Raw genomic sequence first — 16,332 nt, 5'->3', positions numbered from 1 at the left:
AAAGACAAAACAGATGGATGACAGAATGGGCGAGTTCTTCTAGAGTCCGCCAACAACATTCACCAGCATTCTTCATGACCCTCCTGGTCCATCTTGTTTACTGCCACAAGGCAGGGTAGGAGCAATCCGCATGATTCGCCTTCTGATCATCGTTCTTTTTCTGGCCTTTACGGCCATTTTCGCCATGAGCAATCTTGATGATGCCACCGTCTGGCTGGCCTCATTCGGCTTCTCCATCAAAATGGGAAAACTCATCACCCTGCTTGCCGTGCCGTCCCTCGTGCTGGGGCTGCTGCTTGGCCTGACAGGCGAACTGCGCCAGCGTCGCCGCGCCCGCAAGGCCGAATCACAGCTGCGTACATCCCAGAAACAGCTGATCGAGCTGCATCAGCGGCTCGACCAGCTCAAGGCGGGCAGTGTTGCTCCCACTTCTGATGCGATCCAGCCTTCTTCACAGAAATAAGACCATTTCCTCATGTCTATTCGTCGTACCCGCCTCATTGCCGCATTGGATACCGCCTCCCACGACCAGGCCCAGCACTGGGCAGCAGCGCTGGAAGGCAAGGTTGATGCCATCAAGCTTGGTCTGGAATTCACCTATGCCTGCGGGCTGGATGCCGTAAAAAGTCTGGCCGCCCGGCAGGAGCTTTTTCTGGATCTGAAGCTGCATGACATTCCCAACACGGTTGCCTCTGGCCTCCGGGCTCTGGCTCCCATCCAGCCGAGCCTGATGACCATTCACGCACTTGGTGGTGCCGAGATGATCAGCCGCTCCCGTGCAGTTTTGGAAGAGGCTTTCGATGACGGGCGGAAGCGCCCCAAGCTCCTTGCTGTGACTGTACTGACCAGCATGAATGAGGAAAGCCTTGCGGAGATAGGCATCAACACCACACCGCTAAAGGAAGTGGTACGGCTGGGCCGGATGGCTGTCCGGGCCGGAGCTGATGGTCTGGTCTGTTCAGCTCATGAAATTACGGCGCTGCGTGATGCTCTGGGTGACGGACCAGAACTTGTCGTTCCGGGCATTCGTCCCGCAGGCAGCAGCACGGATGACCAGAAACGCATCATGACACCAGCACAGGCAGCACGGGCTGGTGCCGACTGGATCGTGGTTGGCCGTCCCATCACCCGGGCGAATGATCCCGCCGCTGCCGCACAGGCCATTCAGGATGAATTGCAGGCTGCGACCTTGTGAAGGTTGATGTCAAAATCTGTGGTCTGACACGGGCAGAAGATATGGAAGCCTGTGCCGTATCGGGTGTGCGCTGGGTTGGTCTTGTGTTCCATTCCGCCTCCCCCCGTTTTGTCCGACCGGAACAGGCAGCCCGGCTGCATGAGGCCATAGCGTCTCCCTCTGCGGGGGGGCCTCTTCGTGTCGGGCTTTTTGTGCGGCCAACCCATGAGCAGATTGCTGCCGTTCTGGAGCGTATCCCTCTGGATATTCTGCAACTCTATACAGATGAAGCCACTGCTTTCACCCTGAAAGAGCAGACAGGTCGGCCCGTCTGGTTGGCCCGTGGCGTCGCCCAGCAGCACGATCTGCCTGTCTCGAAAGCCATGGATGGGTATGTCATCGAAGCACCTGCCCAGAAAGGAGATACCCGCCCCGGTGGGCTGGGGCGTGTGTTTGACTGGACGCTGACACGCCAGTGGCAGGCTCCTGCTCCGTGGCTTCTTGCCGGTGGACTGACCCCTGACAATGTGAGCGAGGCTGTACGGGTCAGCCGCGCCCAAGCCGTTGATGTCTCATCCGGAGTGGAAGAAGCTCCTGGGATCAAGTCTGCGCTTCTTATTGAAAAATTTGTGAAAAATTCTCAGAAAAAGGCTTGCACTCGCAAAGAATAATGGTATTGTCCCCCCATCGCTCGCGGAGAGATGGCCGAGCGGCTTAAGGCGCACGCTTGGAAAGCGTGTGTACGTTAATAGCGTACCGAGGGTTCGAATCCCTCTCTCTCCGCCACTTCCCCTTGGAAATCTGCTTTCCGTTCAAGCGCTCCGAGTGCATGCCTGTAGACCCCACCGGAAGATCGTAATCCCCCGGTGAAGCCTTGTGTTGCTCAGGCCTTCGAAAAAATGCTCTCAGGTGCCAGGCGGGATTTCGGGCATGTCGCATTGGCATCTTTGTCAGAATGATAGCCAAGCGCAACAATGACCAGAGGTGTCAGCCCTTTTTCTTTCAGGCCGAATTCTTCTGAAATGACATCCGGCAGGAAGCCCTCAATTGGTGTTGCATCAACACCCAACAGCCCCGCGGAAAGCAGCAGAAAGCCCTGTGCCAGATAAACCTGTTTCTGGTTCCAGTGGGCGACATCGCCAGCATCCAGATGCTGCTGGACATACCCGGCACGGGCTGTACCAAAACCCTCACGGGCCGCAGCATCAGCGTAGCGTCCGTCCTGCTCTTCTTTGTCGAGCACTGTCTCAAGATAAGATTCCGGCAGCTCATTGCGGGCGCAGAGAACCACTACATGAGAGGCCTGCGTGATCTTGGGCCGATTATAAGACAGAGACCCGGAATCTGGTGTTGCCTTGGCCAGACGCTGCTTGCCTGCATCATCATCGGCAATGATGAAATGCCAAGGCTGGGCATTGACCGAAGACGGGCTGTACCGCAGGGCTGCCAGCAGCTGCTGCACTGTCTCCTCCGGGATACGGCGAGCCGCATCGTAGGCCTTGGTCGTGTACCGTGTTTTCAGAACGTGGAGAAGATCCATGACATCCATCCTTCAGTTATGTGGGAATATGTTCCATTTATATCAAACAATAAGGATTCAGCAAACGATTCCATCCTGTTCCCAGTATCAAGATGGGGGGTGTGGGCATCAGGAGCAATGAAAAGAAAAACTTATGGGATAAACAGGATTTTTAAATATATATCGAAATAACAAGAAAAACCATGAAATACTCACCGTGCGATTTTGATAATCTTTCTTATAAAGTCTCTTTGATAATGATTATCAAGTACGAATACATCGTAATTTAATTTTTATATTGCAATCCTCAAAGTTGAAGACTATACCGACCTTCGTTGGAGATAATCCTACAGTTCATACTTCATGCGATGGAGAGAAAAATGGCCGCAAAAGACCCGAAAGTAATTGAATATCTCAATGCTCAGCTTGCCAATGAGCTGACAGCCATCAACCAGTACTTCCTTCATTCCCGCACCCTGAACCATTGGGGCGTCACCAAACTGGGCAAGAAGGAATATGAAGAGTCCATTGAAGAAATGCGTCATGCCGACTGGCTGATCGAGCGCATCCTCTTCCTGGGTGGACTGCCGAACCTGCAGCATCTGAACCCGCTGCACATTGGCGAGAATGTCAAAGAGATCCTGGAATGTGATCTGAAGGTCGAGGCTCTGGCTCTGGAGAAAATCCGCGAGGGCATCGCCTACTGCGAAAGCGTCCGTGACTTCGTGTCCCGCGACCTGCTCTTCCGCATCCTCGCTGACGAAGAAGCCCATGAAGACTTCATCGACACCCAGCTGGACCTCATCAAGCAGATCGGCCTGGAACGCTACATTACGCTGAACTCTGAAAGCGCCGACCAGAATAGCGGCCACTGATCACTGTCAGAAGCCAGACTGATGAAAGAAGCCTCTCTTAAAGGGAGGCTTCTTTTTTTTGTATCGGGTCATCACCATTGGCTATCTGTGCAGCCATCCCCTGCTCTATTGCCATAGTTGTCGGGCAGGGACAGGTTTTCCGCTTTGCTTCTTTCAGAAGGCAGGCGACTCCCTTTACACAGTTGCCGCATTTCACCTGACACTTACGGGCAGAGTAAACCTCGGAGACTTTCACAACTCCGGCCTGGATGGCCGCCTGCACGTCCCTGTCAGACAATCCGTTGCATGAGCATATAATCATCTGGAGCCCGCCTTCCATTCTGCTGTACCCCTGTGACGCTAATGATAATGACATTCTTTCGCAACTTAATTCTCTCCTTTCTTTCTCGAAGGCTTTTCAGAATGATAGCGAAATGGGTATGAAAAAATTCAGGTTTCACCGAAAACAGAAAGTGATTCATGACACGACCATGGAATATCTCTACCATTCGCCAGATATCCCGGGCGATAAGGGAGAACTGGTCGCTGAATATACAAAATTGAAAAAAAATCATCTTTATGATATCAGAAACATACTTCTGCGTCTGGACAGGCATACTGAATTCCTATTTCAGGGCTCTAATAAAACGCTTCCTGTACGGACGATAATTCAAGGGGCCTGAGCACTCTCGTAAGGCCAGTCAATCATCTATTGAGGAATGAAGCGCCACGGACTGGCTTTTTTCATCCCTCCCCAACCAATGGAGAGATTTCATGGCAGGCACGCCAGACAAGAAACCACACTTTGTTGAAAAAATAGGCATACCGGCCGCCCTGTTCTGGGCCTTTGTCGGACAGCTTCTCTTCATGGTCGGCGATGGTGTCGAGGCGGGATACCTGGATACGTTCATGCTGCACACCGGCCACCCCCAGAGTTTCGTCAACGAGCTTTTCACTTTTTACGGCATCACCGTGATGATTGCCGCCTGGTTTGCCGGGCCACTATCCGATCTCATGGGACCTAAAAAGGTCATGTGGAGCGGTCTGGTCCTATGGGCTGTCCTGGAGGTCTGCTTCCTTGTTTTTGGGCTTACCCCCAACAACAGTACATGGATATTGACGTTCTATGCTCTCCGCGGGTTTGCCTATCCGCTGTTCGCCTATGGTTTCCTGGTCTGGATTGCTGCAGCGACACCAACATCCATGCTTGGAGCGGCAGCCGGCTGGTTCTGGTTCTCTTTCTCTGCCGGCCTGCCTACTCTCGGCTCCCAGTTTGCCCGTTTTGCGATTCCTGCCATCGGTGAAATCAACACCTTCTGGTGCTCTCTGGGGCTGGTTGTTCTCGGCGGACTGATCGCCCTGCTTTTCACAAGGGAGCCAACCGGCAATCGCCGTCTTCTACCTGCCGATGTTCCTGCCCGACAGATCTTTCTGGGCTCCATCAGCATCATCTGGCGTGAGCCCAAAACTCTCATTGCCGGTATTGTCCGCACGGTTGATACATCATCGGAATATGCCTTTCTGGCCATCATGCCCGGCTTTTTTGTCGATCATCTGGGGTTCACGCTCGGGCAGTGGCTCAACCTGCTGTCACTCATCTTTTTGAGCAACATCATCGTCAATCTGATTTCAGGCATGGTGGCGGACAAAATGGGCTACCGCTTCGTCGTGGCTGTTTTTGGAGGTATCGGTGGCTTCATCACCATTCCTCTCTTCTATTATGTTCCCCTCTGGTATCCGGGCAATTTCGCAGCGGCTGCGGTTGTGGGCATACTTTATGGAGCCTCCATCGCTGCCTTCGTTCCTCTCTCCGGTCTTATGCCCCAGATCTGCCCACGGGAGAAAGCCGCTGCGCTGTCCATACTCGGGCTGGGCGCTGGAGCGTCGACATGGGTAGGGCCTGCCATTGTTTCCCTCTGCGAAATGATTTTCGGCGTCGGCATGGCCTACGTCATCTGGACATTTGCCATCATCTATCTGCTGACCGCCGGTCTGACCATGACACTGACCGTTTCATCAGAGGCTCGCCGTTTTACCGAAGAGCAGGAAAAGAAGCAGGGAACCCCCTGATCATCCCTTCCATGCCCGATCAGAACAAAGGCCATCCCCTGCGGGTGGCCTTTTTCTCTCCGTCCCTGTCATGCCTCATAACGGCTATGCTCTGACAGACGGCATGAAGTGAGGCTGAGCCCTTGCAGTTCAGGCTGTAGTGGCGCAATCTCCCAGTGTTGCTAAAACCTTATACATTAAGGAGATCATCATGGCCGTAACAAAGCTTGTTCTGGTTCGTCACGGGGAAAGCCAGTGGAACCAGGAAAACCGCTTCACTGGCTGGTATGACGTCGACCTGTCAGAGAAAGGGCGCAGCGAAGCCAAAGCTGCCGGCCAGTTGCTGCACAAGGAAGGCTATTCCTTCGATTACGCTTATACCTCCGTGTTGAAGCGTGCCATCCATACACTCTGGAACATTCTGGACGGTGTGGATCAGGCATGGCTGCCCGTTGAGAAGAACTGGCGTCTGAATGAACGTCATTATGGTGCTCTCCAGGGCCTCAACAAGGCTGAAACAGCCAAGAAATATGGCGATGAGCAGGTCAAGCAGTGGCGCCGTGGTTTTGCTGTCACGCCGCCTGCTCTGGAGCGTTCCGATGAGCGTTTCCCCGGTCATGATCCGCGTTATGCCCATCTGAGTGCTGATGAGCTGCCCGTCACGGAAAGCCTGGCCCTGACCATTGAGCGTGTGATTCCCTACTGGGAGAAGACCATCCTGCCGCGCATCAAGAAGGGCGAGAAGGTCATCATCGCTGCTCACGGCAACTCCCTTCGTGCTCTGGTGAAATATCTGGACAACATGACGGAAGATGAAATCCTGAACCTGAACATTCCTACAGGTGTGCCGCTGGTTTATGAGTTCGATGAGAACTTCAAGCCGGTCAAGCACTACTATCTGGGTGATGCCGAGGAAATTGCTGCCAAGGCAGCAGCTGTCGCCAACCAGGGGAAAGCCAAGTAATCCTCTCTGGCATATGAAAAGAAGAAGGGCGCCTCTTCATCAGGCGCCCTTTTTTTATAGCGTATCTTTTCAGGAGCTGACGTGATGAAGAATGCTCCGATGGAGCTCGGCAGGTGTTACATCTACAGGCTCAGATGATACGCGACTTCCCTCTGGCCCATTGGGCCGCAGTATGACATAGGGTGTCCCCCTCTCCAGTCCTTCAACAGCAGGCAATGCTTCCAGCGCCGGACGATGGTCCCCAAAGAATACCAGCATGATGTCCCGCCCGCTCCCTTTGATCTCTGCAAGCAGTTCCCGCAACATGGCATCACCATTCTGCACGTGCTGATGCCACGCTTCTGCACCACTCGATTGCTCCAACCGCCCTTTCTTCCAGGGACCATGATTTTCGATTGTCACACAGTAGGCCAGAAAATGATCGTTTTTCTGGAGATATGTCAGCAGCCGTGCTGTTAGCGCAGCATCACCTACATACGGGCCAACCCTGTCCTGCTCGGAAAAACATTCCCGCCCGATGACGTCATTGAACCCCCATAAGGGCAGCAGACGATTCCGACCATAAAAACGCAGATCATAGGGATGCAGGAAAAGAGCCGTTTCATAAAAATGTTTCAGACGATTCGGCAGGGCATGGGACGGAGACTGATCCGCTGTCAGGAATGGATCAAACCGGCGATATGAGAGCATCTCCTCATCATCGCCACACAGAACCCCATATTCACTACGCATCGTATAGGCACCTAATCCGCTAGGCAGGAGCCTTCCCCATTGTACCGCTTCCTGCCGACATCGGACGAGCTCTGGCAGAGGCGACCACTCATTCTTCAGCTCCGCAGGATCGGCAAATGATTCACACTGGATGACGATGACAGACTCTGGTGCGGCAGCCGTCCGCAACAAGGCAGGCCTGACGGGTAGCGGTGCCAGCTCACGGCAGCGCCAGGCATAAAGCAGCAGTGTTGGCAGCAGCCCTCCCTCACGCACATCCCGCCACACGTCCGGCCCTGTTTCATCGGAACGACTTCCCCGTGCCAAGAGCCACCAGAGGCATAGTCCCACGGCGACTGCCTCGATACAGCCCATCAGCCGTAACCCGACAGACAGTGATGAAGCCCATGCAAGCAGGTAGAGCACCCCTGCACCACCAGCTACGACAACACACCGCACAGCAGGCGGAATGCCCTGAAGATAAAAACGTGGATGCTTCATGAACGCATCGATCAGGGCAAAGTCCGTGAAAACCAAAGGTTCATTCAACAGGCGCAGCTTCAGGTTGGATGCCGTTACAAGCACCCCCATCAGGATGGCACTCAGCAGCAGGGAAAGCCAGATGACACCTGTCAGGCAAAGAAAAATACCGGTTGCCATCATGACTGGAAAACAGCGTAAAAGGACCAGGGAGGGCTTTCTTACAATACGGACAGGGTGAACAAAAAGGTCGATACCTTCTCCAATGACAAGGCTCCCTACAATCATCAAACATAATTCTGTAATGTAATATGACATTGAAGATACTGGAACTCCGAAAGAAATGACAGAATAAACGGATTCATGAAGTTTTCCTTGGACATTTCAGGGATGGATTGATCAATGAAATGGAAATTTTTCCAATAAACTCCACTTATCGGTCGAATTATTATTCAATCGTGGAAATTAAATTATATTCACCACCCCTCTCTTCCCAAAAAAAAGACTTCCTGATAACAAGCTAGTGTTTCTACCACCTGTCCGGTATGGAAAAGGCCCCATTTCACCATGTCATGCCATGTCCCTGCGTCTGGAGCCAGAGCCATCAGGCCTGTCGTAGCCTGCCATGGAATAGCATGGTGGAAACAGCGCCGCATTCGTTCTTTTCTTGAAGGAAGAGACCCCATCCGGTTTTTCTGGTCGCCCCGTCGGGCTCTGGCCTATGCCCGGAAAAAGAATGCTGGACTGGCTGTTTGGGCAAACCGCATCACACCAGCCTTGCAGGCACAGGCTTATGCCATGCGGGTGCCCCTCTTCTTCGTGGAAGATGGCTTCATCCGGTCCATGGGACTGGGAAGCGGGTTTCTGCCTCCATGCTCCATTATCCTGGACAGCCAGGGCGCTTATGTTGATCCCTCCCACCCCAGTGATCTGGAGGACATGCTGAGGGATACCGAGGTTGCACCAGCCCTCCGTAGAAGAGCCGATACTCTCATGGAGCGCCTCAAAACGCTTCATGTTTCCAAATATGCCGCTACGCCTGATTCATCTCCCCTCAAAATGGAGCATCCTGAGGGGGGGCCGGTCATTCTGGTTCCGGGGCAGGTTGCTGGAGATCTGTCTGTCGTAAGGGGCGGAGGCAAGATTACGGATAATCTCGCCCTGCTGCGTGAGGTTCGCCGCAGGAATCCTGGAGCATGGATCATCTATCGGCCCCACCCTGATGTGGAGGCCGGCCATCGTTCCGGTCATCTTTCCGAAGCAACCATTCTTGCCTACGCCAACAGCATTGACCGCAGTGGCAGCATGAGCCAGCTCCTTACACATGTTGACGAGGTACACACCCTCACATCCCTGACAGGTTTTGAGGCGCTGATACGTGGCAAAAAGGTTACGACATACGGTGCCCCCTTTTACGCTGGCTGGGGACTGACAACACATCTGGGACCATCTCTTCCCCGCCGGGGGCGTCAACTGGATGTAACAGACCTTGCTGCAATCGCCCTTATTCTGTATCCGCTCTATATCAATCCAGAGACAGAACAGCGATGTGACGTGGAGGAGCTGATTGACTGTTTTGGCAAGACTGAGCTCTGGAAGCCAACATACGCCATGAAATTACGGCAGAGGCAGGGCCAGCTACGCCGTTGTTTCACACATTTCATTTCATCATGCCGGGCCCCTCATGTTTGACAATACCCAGACAACATATTCTGGCCACCCTCCCGAAGAGACGGAACACGCCGAATATCCATCCAATTTTTTTGAAGATCCGAGCCTGACAGAGACCAGCACGCTTGTGCCCATGTCGCTCCAGATCCCCCCAAAAACAAAACGCAATTTCCTGCTGCTCCAGGGGCTCATGGGGCCTTTTTTCCAATCTGTTGGCCGTGCCCTGAAAAAACGGGGGCATAATGTGTGGAAAATCAACTTCAATGGAGGGGATGAGCTTTTCTGGCGTCTGGGAGGTGGTATTGCCTTCCGCAGCAATTATGGGACATGGCCCGCCTTTCTGGGGCATATCCTGCAAAAACATCACATCACGGACGTGCTGCTGTTTGGTGACTGCCGGGAACTCCATCGGCAGGCCATCCTCATCTGCCGTGAAATGAATATTGCCGTCCATGTTTTTGAGGAAGGCTATATCCGGCCAGACTGGGTCACCCTGGAACTTGGTGGCGTTAACGGTAATTCCACGCTACCCAAAGACCCTGACTGGTACTATCAGCGTGCCAGCCAGCTGCCTCCTGCCGCCCCACATGAGCCTGTCCCCTCTTCCTTCCCACGTCGTGCACTGGAAGGCGTGGCCTATAACGCGGCCACCATTCTTCTGAAGTGGCGTTTCCCGCATTGGACAGATTATCGTCCCTGGCCGCCCCTGGTGGAAGGCGTTGGGTGGTTGCGACGCCTCTGTCGCCGTAAAAAGGCTCAAAAACGCAGTCACGAACTGACTGAATGGCTGGTTGAAGGGCCCAAGCCTTACATGCTGCTCCCTCTGCAACTGGATGCCGATGCTCAGTTACGCCTGCATTCTTCCTATTCAGGTGTGGCGGAAGTCATCACCGAAGTTCTTGTATCCTTTGCCAAAAATGCCCCACTGGAGATGCGTCTTGTCATCAAAGAGCATCCGCTCGACAATGGTGTGCAGGACTGGAAGAAACTTGTCCAGCGGCTTGCTGCTGCGCATGGTGTCAGCAATCGTGTGGATTACATGGAGCTTGGAGATATAGCCAAGCTTGTGCGTCATGCCCGTGGGGTCGTAACCGTTAACAGCACGACTGGTACCCTGGCTCTGGCTCATAATGTCCCTGTCATTACCTTGGGTCACGCCATTTACGACATGCCGGGACTGACTGCGCAATCGACATTGAAAGCTTTCTGGCAGGCACCCCAGCGACCTGACCCACTCATCTTTGCGGCTTTTCGTCGTGTACTGATAGATCAATGCCTAATCCCTGGAGGTTTCTTCTCTGAAGAAGGGCTTGAAAAATTAGTTCACCATACCGTAATACGCCTCGAACAATATCAGCCGGCCTCCCTTTGAAACGTATGACATCATCTCAGCTACAGCCTGTTTTTATACTAGACATATCTCGTCTACTTTCCCGTGCTGATTGTTTGGCGCCCACAGGTATTGACCGGGTAGAGCTTGCATATGCACAATATCTTCTCGAGTACCATGAAAAACAACTATATTTTGCCTCATATTCTCTACTGGGGCGGATAAATATTTTACCAAAAAAAATAAGCAAAAAATTTATAATTTCTCTAATCAATGGGTGGAGCTCAGGAAACAAGACATACATGGCACATGCCTATAAAATGGCTCTGTGCCTTAAATTCTGTTTCTCTTTTATCCCATCTTCAACGAAGATTTTTTATCCATCAATTTATTTGCTCCTGTCGCACCATCACCTAACGCATAAAAACGCAATTCAGCGTTTTCTTGTTCGTACTAAATCATATTTCGTTCCAATGGTGCATGACCTCATACCGCTCGAATATCCTGAATATTCGCGGCAGCGTGAGTTATCTCGTCATAGGGCTCGTATTAAAACTGTTATTGCATTAGCTAAAGCTGTCGTAGTCCCAACAGAAACGGTAGCTACGTCCTTAAAAAGTTTTTCCACGAAAAATGGACAAGACAATACCCCTATCTGGGCCGTACCTCATGGAATAAATATCAGAAATTCTTTCAAGGAAACTTTATCTGACATTTATAATAGACCTTATTTTATATATCTTAGTACAATAGAACCACGAAAGAACCATCTTATGCTGCTCCATCTATGGAGAGCTATGGTCCAAAAGCATGGGGAAGCAGAAGTACCTTATCTTGTCCTTGTTGGGAAACGTGGCTGGGAAAATGAGAATATTTTAGATCTCTTGGACCGTTCACCTGCTTTACAAAATTCCGTCAAGGAAAAAAATAATCTTTCGGATGAAGAAGTTACAGCTCTTTTGAAAAGAGCCAATGGCCTTCTTTTCCCCAGCTTTACAGAAGGATATGGTCTGCCTCTAGTTGAAGCTATGTACTTGCAGGTTCCAAGTATTTGTGCTGACATCCCGGCTCTACGAGAAGTTGGTGGAGACATCCCATATTATATTGATCCACTTGATACCCCAAACTGGGAAATTATGATCGATGATTTCAAAAAACATGGTCCACTATGGCAAAATCAGATGGAAAAGTTAAAAACGTATGAGCCGTTATCATGGGATGGGAGCATCGCTCAAACTGTAGAAAACTGTATTTCCTTGATAGAAAGAAACAGTATTTAATTTATGAAAAATAGGAACCTAGTTTCATTGCCATCGTCCAACCCGAAAATATGGCTAGATGGAAGAAATATTAGTCGCCATAATGGCACAGGTATTTATTATTATGCCCTTAATCATCAGAAAATTCTAACAGAAAATGGATTCAATGTTAAATGGCTTCTCGAGAATACACAAGATACTCCTCTAAGAAGTGGTATATACCGCTTTGTAAGAGCATTGGCCTCATTAGCTCCTCATATTCATGAAGAGAGCTTTCAATCACCATGGGGAACAGCTCATCTAGCCAGCGATCTTTACCGTGTTGCACATGTGCATTTTCGTTACCATAAAAAAATATTCATATTAAAATCGTCTATCGCCCCAGATATAATGCACTGGACGTATCCTCTTCCAGTTCTTATCGAGGGGTGTAAAAATATAGTAACTATTCATGATATTATCCCTCTAACACATCCACACCTAACAAATATCAACGCTCATAATTTTCGTTCTCTTCTTCAGAATCTCATCGACCACGATGTACATTTCATAACCGTATCCGAAACAGTTCGCCAACAGATAATCAATACTTTTACTATAGAGGAAGATAGGATAACAACTTTATATCAACCTGTAGATTTTAATCGAGAAACACTGCAAGAAATAAAAAAAGCCCCTCAAATAGCGCCACCAAATTCTTTTATATTTTATGGTCGGATGGAACACCGTAAAAATATAGAACGACTTTTGGAAGCTCATGCACGTACCAAAACTAAAACTCCTCTTGTACTTATTGGCCCCAAAGGGGATGACCAGCCGAATTGTTCTTCACCCTCTCCAGACAGTAGAGTCATCCATCTGCCTTGGAGCCAACGTTCTTCCCTTTTACGCACCTTGGCAGAAGCGAAGGCCTTGCTTTTCCCAAGTTTAGCTGAGGGTTTTGGAGTTCCTATTATAGAAGCCATGGCCTTAGGGATACCCGTGCTTACCAGCCAAGGAGGTGCTACGGAAGAAATAGCCGGCGGGGCAGCTTTATTATGCAATCCGCTCAGTATTGATTCAATTGCTGAAAAAATCACCCAACTTGACAAGGCAAGCCCCTCAGAAATCTACGAGATCCGTACACAGGGCTACCAGGTCAGTAACTCATTTAATTCGCCCTCTTATCAAAAACGCTACATCAAATTCATAGAGGAGATTACAACGTCAAATTGAGCGGAATAATCTCCCACATGAATACTGGTAACTAACTAGCGCTGATATATATCCTCCAATCTTACAATATCATCCTCTCCCAAATAGGGGCCAGATTGTACTTCAATCAACGTAACCGGAATCCGACCAGGATTTTCTAAACGATGAACGGATCCAAGGGGAAGATAGACACTTTCATTCTCCCTTACCGTAAGAATCTCATCATCCCGCGTAACTAAAGCGGTACCCTCTACAACAACCCAATGCTCGGCTCGATGAAAGTGTTTCTGTAAGGAAAGCTTCTCCCCAGGTGTCACACAGATTCGTTTCACCTGGAAGCGATGGCCCTTTATCAAACTTTCGTAAAAACCCCATGGACGATACATCCTGACGTGCTGATCGGCTTCAGAATGTCCCTGCTCTCTCAAAAGCTCAACCACATGTTTGATATCTTGAGCACGATCTCTATGAGAGACCATAACAGCATCCTTGGTGACTATAATGACAAGATCTTCCACCCCCGTCACTGTAGCGACCACATTGTCGGACTTTACGTAACAATTCTTCGTATGATCTAGGAACACATTACCTGAAACAGCGTTCCCATTACTATCCTTTTCGGTCAGAGCCCAGACAGCATCCCAACTTCCTACATCCATCCACTCAAAATAGGATGGGACAACCACACCACGTTGTGTTTTCTCAGCGAGAGCATAATCAACAGATATAGAAGGAGTCTTCATAAAACTCGCTTCATCCAACGTAATGAAGGCAGAGTCACTTTCCGAAAGGCGAACACTCTTCTCAACAGAATCATAAATCTCCGGGGCCCACTTGCGTAACTCTTCTAAAAAAATACGTGCCCGAGCCATGAACATTCCAGAATTCCAGAAATACTTACCGCTTTCTAAAAAACGTTTAGCATTCAGTTCATCTGGTTTCTCTAAAAACTTTGCAATATGGAAAGCTCCGTTTTTCCCTTCTATCGGACTACCTTGCTCAATGTAGCCATATCCCGTTTCAGGACGAGTGGGTTGAATGCCAAACATGACGATATAATCGTGCGTTGCTACCTCGTACGCTCGAAGCAGAGACTCATTTAAAGATTTATTGTCGGTGATAGCTGAATCCGCTGGCATAAACCAAAGGATGGCGTCTTCATCAGACTTTGCCTGCCAAAAAGCTGCTGCAGCCATAGCTGCCGCCGAATTACGTGAAAGCGGCTCAAGTACGATATTACTATCGTCATTCATCTCAATTTGGCGCAACTGCTCCGCCATTATGAATCGATGCTCTCGATTCCCAACAACAATAGGAGCCGACTTTATACCAAGTCCTACAATCCGTTGTAATGTCTCTTGAAAAGGACTTTTATCGCCCAACAGCGTACAAAACTGCTTTGGATAACTCTTTCGAGACACAGGCCATAAACGAGTGCCAGAACCGCCAGAAAGAATTACAGGAACGATCATACTACATACCCCACTGAAACATTAAAAAAATACAACGAACAGTAGCAGTCTGTAAGCTATAAACTCTGTCTAGGGAAGATTGAAAAACTTTTTCAAGCTTCCCTAGACACAAATCTTGGTTACAGCTCGTTCTTCCAACGTGATAGAAATTGCAATCCATTAGATAATAAGAACTGAACACGTTCCTCTGAATAAGATTCAACATAAAGCCGTAACTCGGGAGCATTCCCCGATGGACGAAGGTGTACTATATCACCACTATCAAATGTGACCCTTATTCCATCTACTTCATTCAATGACTTGACATTGCCACATAAATCTAGAAAACCTAACTCCTTCATTCCAGAAGAAATATCATCCCGTAGCGATGCCAACTTCTTTTTCGAAAAGGCAGTTGGAACATCTTTTATTCTATCACTGGCTGTATATTTATTAGGCAAATCTCCCACTAACGCACTAAGTGACTTATCGCTATTTTGCGATGCAGCAAGAGCGCACAAAATCGGCAATACACTATCACGCGTTGGAAGCTTCTCTAATTTCTTTCCCTTCCTATAAACAGGCGTTCCCAGCAAAAAGCCACCATTCGCCTCATAGCCAACGGCAGGAGAAACCTCTTGCTCGATTAACGTGTTCATAGCCTCTATCACATAAGGCGAACCAATTTTTGTACGCTCTATAGATATATTAGGATGCTTGTCTTCTAAGGCTGTATTACTACTAATTGGAGTTGCGACCCCTTTGGCTTCGAGGCACTCGACCGCCAATATCCCAAGCAAATCACCCCTTAACCATTTCCCATGTTCATCAGCCATTAAAGGGCGGTCTGAATCGCCATCAGTCGTTATAATGGCATCAACAGCATTCTCTGAAGCCCAATGATGCGCAATGGCGACATCTTCTCCCCTAACGGCTTCCGTATCGACAGAAACAAAACTATCAGAACGTCCAAATGGCAGTGCCTTTCCACCCAGTGACGAAATTATTTTTGTTAAAATATCTCGCCCTACAGCAGAATGTTGATACACTCCAACATTCATACCGCTTAAGGCATTTTCTCCAAAAAAAACCTTATATCTTTTAACATACTCCTCTTCCACACTAAGAGGCTCAGGTAACATCGGAATTTCTAACAGGTTGCCGACTTGGTCAAACAAGTGGGATGGTATTGCAATATCCTGCTCTCCCATCTTGACTTCATCACTCTTCAAAAATTCCCCTTCTGCACGATTAAATTTGATGCCATTCCTATCCGCTGGAATATGACTACCAGTTACCATTAATGATGGAATCTTCTTTGCATAAGCATAGTAAGAAAGAGCTGGGGTTGGAATATAGCCACAAAACACAGGCTTCCCCCCAGAAAATTCAATAGCTGCAATACAGGCTTGCAATATTCGTGGTGAACTAGGCCGAAGATCCCCTGCCAAAGCTACTTCTTTTCCTGACTTAAACTCACCAATTGTTCCAAGATATGATAAAAAACCTTGAACATATGTAAAACAGACTTGGTCGGTCATGTCCGAAACAAGCCCCCTTGCCCCACTTGTGCCGAAAGAGACGCCAGAGTCCTGCATTAACTTGCTGATTTTCATGAATAATCCCCCCCCTTAAGAAGAGGGCGATAATGGCCCCCCTAACAAAAAAAAACAATC

Annotated in this window: 15 protein-coding genes and 1 tRNA gene; 11 read left to right on the top strand and 5 right to left on the bottom strand. The window is 49.5% G+C overall.

Features of this window, described 5'->3' with window-relative positions; translation table 11 throughout:
- Nucleotides 1-130: 130 nt before the first annotated feature.
- The 4 genes from ASO19_RS04860 to ASO19_RS04845 all read left to right on the top strand — a co-directional run bounded on the left by ASO19_RS04860 (nucleotide 131) and on the right by ASO19_RS04845 (nucleotide 1,960).
- A complete protein-coding gene (locus ASO19_RS04860; protein WP_043560207.1) occupies nucleotides 131-463 on the top strand; it encodes a hypothetical protein in 333 nt (110 codons plus the stop codon).
- Nucleotides 464-475: 12 nt separating this feature from the next.
- The gene (gene pyrF / locus ASO19_RS04855; RefSeq protein WP_043560210.1) at nucleotides 476-1,195 is read left to right on the top strand and encodes an orotidine-5'-phosphate decarboxylase; all 720 of its coding nucleotides are present in this window, start codon (nucleotides 476-478) and stop codon (nucleotides 1,193-1,195) included.
- On the top strand, nucleotides 1,192-1,845 hold the full coding sequence (locus tag ASO19_RS04850) for a phosphoribosylanthranilate isomerase (RefSeq protein WP_081563136.1): 654 nt from the start codon (nucleotides 1,192-1,194) through the stop codon (nucleotides 1,843-1,845). The genes pyrF and ASO19_RS04850 overlap by 4 nt, the downstream gene beginning before the upstream one ends.
- Nucleotides 1,846-1,869: 24 nt before the next feature.
- Nucleotides 1,870-1,960, top strand: a tRNA-Ser gene (locus tag ASO19_RS04845).
- Between the two features lie 97 nt (nucleotides 1,961-2,057).
- On the opposite strand, the gene nfsB is transcribed toward ASO19_RS04845, so the two are convergent.
- On the bottom strand, nucleotides 2,058-2,714 hold the full coding sequence (gene nfsB / locus ASO19_RS04840; protein WP_081563470.1) for an oxygen-insensitive NAD(P)H nitroreductase: 657 nt from the start codon (nucleotides 2,712-2,714) through the stop codon (nucleotides 2,058-2,060).
- Nucleotides 2,715-3,073: 359 nt separating this feature from the next.
- On the opposite strand from nfsB, the gene bfr reads away from it, so the two are divergent.
- The gene (gene bfr, locus ASO19_RS04835; RefSeq protein ID WP_081563135.1) at nucleotides 3,074-3,568 is read left to right on the top strand and encodes a bacterioferritin; all 495 of its coding nucleotides are present in this window, start codon (nucleotides 3,074-3,076) and stop codon (nucleotides 3,566-3,568) included.
- 37 nt (nucleotides 3,569-3,605) lie between these two features.
- On the opposite strand, the gene ASO19_RS09275 is transcribed toward bfr, so the two are convergent.
- Nucleotides 3,606-3,869 (bottom strand): (2Fe-2S)-binding protein, encoded by a 264-nt coding sequence (locus ASO19_RS09275; protein WP_227431460.1) that lies wholly within the window; start codon nucleotides 3,867-3,869, stop codon nucleotides 3,606-3,608.
- Between the two features lie 452 nt (nucleotides 3,870-4,321).
- Between ASO19_RS09275 and ASO19_RS04820 the strand changes: the two genes are divergently transcribed.
- Both ASO19_RS04820 and gpmA read left to right on the top strand, forming a co-directional pair.
- Nucleotides 4,322-5,617 carry an MFS transporter gene (locus ASO19_RS04820; protein ID WP_081563132.1) on the top strand — a complete coding sequence of 432 codons (1,296 nt, stop codon included), beginning with the start codon at nucleotides 4,322-4,324 and terminating at the stop codon, nucleotides 5,615-5,617.
- Between the two features lie 190 nt (nucleotides 5,618-5,807).
- Nucleotides 5,808-6,560 (top strand): 2,3-diphosphoglycerate-dependent phosphoglycerate mutase, encoded by a 753-nt coding sequence (gpmA, locus tag ASO19_RS04815; RefSeq protein ID WP_081563131.1) that lies wholly within the window; start codon nucleotides 5,808-5,810, stop codon nucleotides 6,558-6,560.
- Nucleotides 6,561-6,629: 69 nt separating this feature from the next.
- Here the strand turns inward: gpmA and ASO19_RS04810 are convergent, their stop codons facing one another.
- Nucleotides 6,630-7,934: an LTA synthase family protein gene (locus tag ASO19_RS04810; protein ID WP_181005198.1), complete on the bottom strand. Its 1,305-nt coding sequence runs from the start codon at nucleotides 7,932-7,934 to the stop codon at nucleotides 6,630-6,632.
- Between the two features lie 384 nt (nucleotides 7,935-8,318).
- Between ASO19_RS04810 and ASO19_RS04805 the strand changes: the two genes are divergently transcribed.
- The 4 genes from ASO19_RS04805 (at nucleotide 8,319) to ASO19_RS04790 (ending at nucleotide 13,226) form a co-directional block, all read left to right on the top strand.
- Nucleotides 8,319-9,443 carry a capsular polysaccharide export protein, LipB/KpsS family gene (locus tag ASO19_RS04805; RefSeq protein WP_103765526.1) on the top strand — a complete coding sequence of 375 codons (1,125 nt, stop codon included), beginning with the start codon at nucleotides 8,319-8,321 and terminating at the stop codon, nucleotides 9,441-9,443.
- Entirely contained in the window at nucleotides 9,436-10,794 is a 1,359-nt protein-coding gene (locus ASO19_RS04800; protein WP_373364566.1) for a capsule biosynthesis protein, read from the top strand. The genes ASO19_RS04805 and ASO19_RS04800 overlap by 8 nt, the downstream gene beginning before the upstream one ends.
- A gap of 260 nt (nucleotides 10,795-11,054) precedes the next feature.
- On the top strand, nucleotides 11,055-12,032 hold the full coding sequence (locus ASO19_RS04795) for a glycosyltransferase family 4 protein (RefSeq protein ID WP_081563128.1): 978 nt from the start codon (nucleotides 11,055-11,057) through the stop codon (nucleotides 12,030-12,032).
- A 3-nt stretch (nucleotides 12,033-12,035) separates the two neighbouring features.
- Nucleotides 12,036-13,226: a glycosyltransferase family 4 protein gene (locus ASO19_RS04790; protein ID WP_232317232.1), complete on the top strand. Its 1,191-nt coding sequence runs from the start codon at nucleotides 12,036-12,038 to the stop codon at nucleotides 13,224-13,226.
- Between the two features lie 35 nt (nucleotides 13,227-13,261).
- Here ASO19_RS04790 and ASO19_RS04785 read toward each other — a convergent pair whose 3' ends face one another.
- Both ASO19_RS04785 and ASO19_RS04780 read right to left on the bottom strand, forming a co-directional pair.
- Nucleotides 13,262-14,677 carry a mannose-1-phosphate guanylyltransferase/mannose-6-phosphate isomerase gene (locus ASO19_RS04785; RefSeq protein WP_103765524.1) on the bottom strand — a complete coding sequence of 472 codons (1,416 nt, stop codon included), beginning with the start codon at nucleotides 14,675-14,677 and terminating at the stop codon, nucleotides 13,262-13,264.
- 119 nt (nucleotides 14,678-14,796) lie between these two features.
- A complete protein-coding gene (locus ASO19_RS04780; protein WP_103765523.1) occupies nucleotides 14,797-16,272 on the bottom strand; it encodes a phosphomannomutase in 1,476 nt (491 codons plus the stop codon).
- Between the last annotated feature and the right edge of the window lie 60 nt (nucleotides 16,273-16,332).

Source organism: Parasaccharibacter apium, from assembly GCF_002917995.1.
Taxonomy (GTDB): domain Bacteria; phylum Pseudomonadota; class Alphaproteobacteria; order Acetobacterales; family Acetobacteraceae; genus Bombella; species Bombella apis.
Note: the sequence above shows the minus strand (reverse complement) of the source record. Positions and strands in the feature narration are given on the sequence as shown.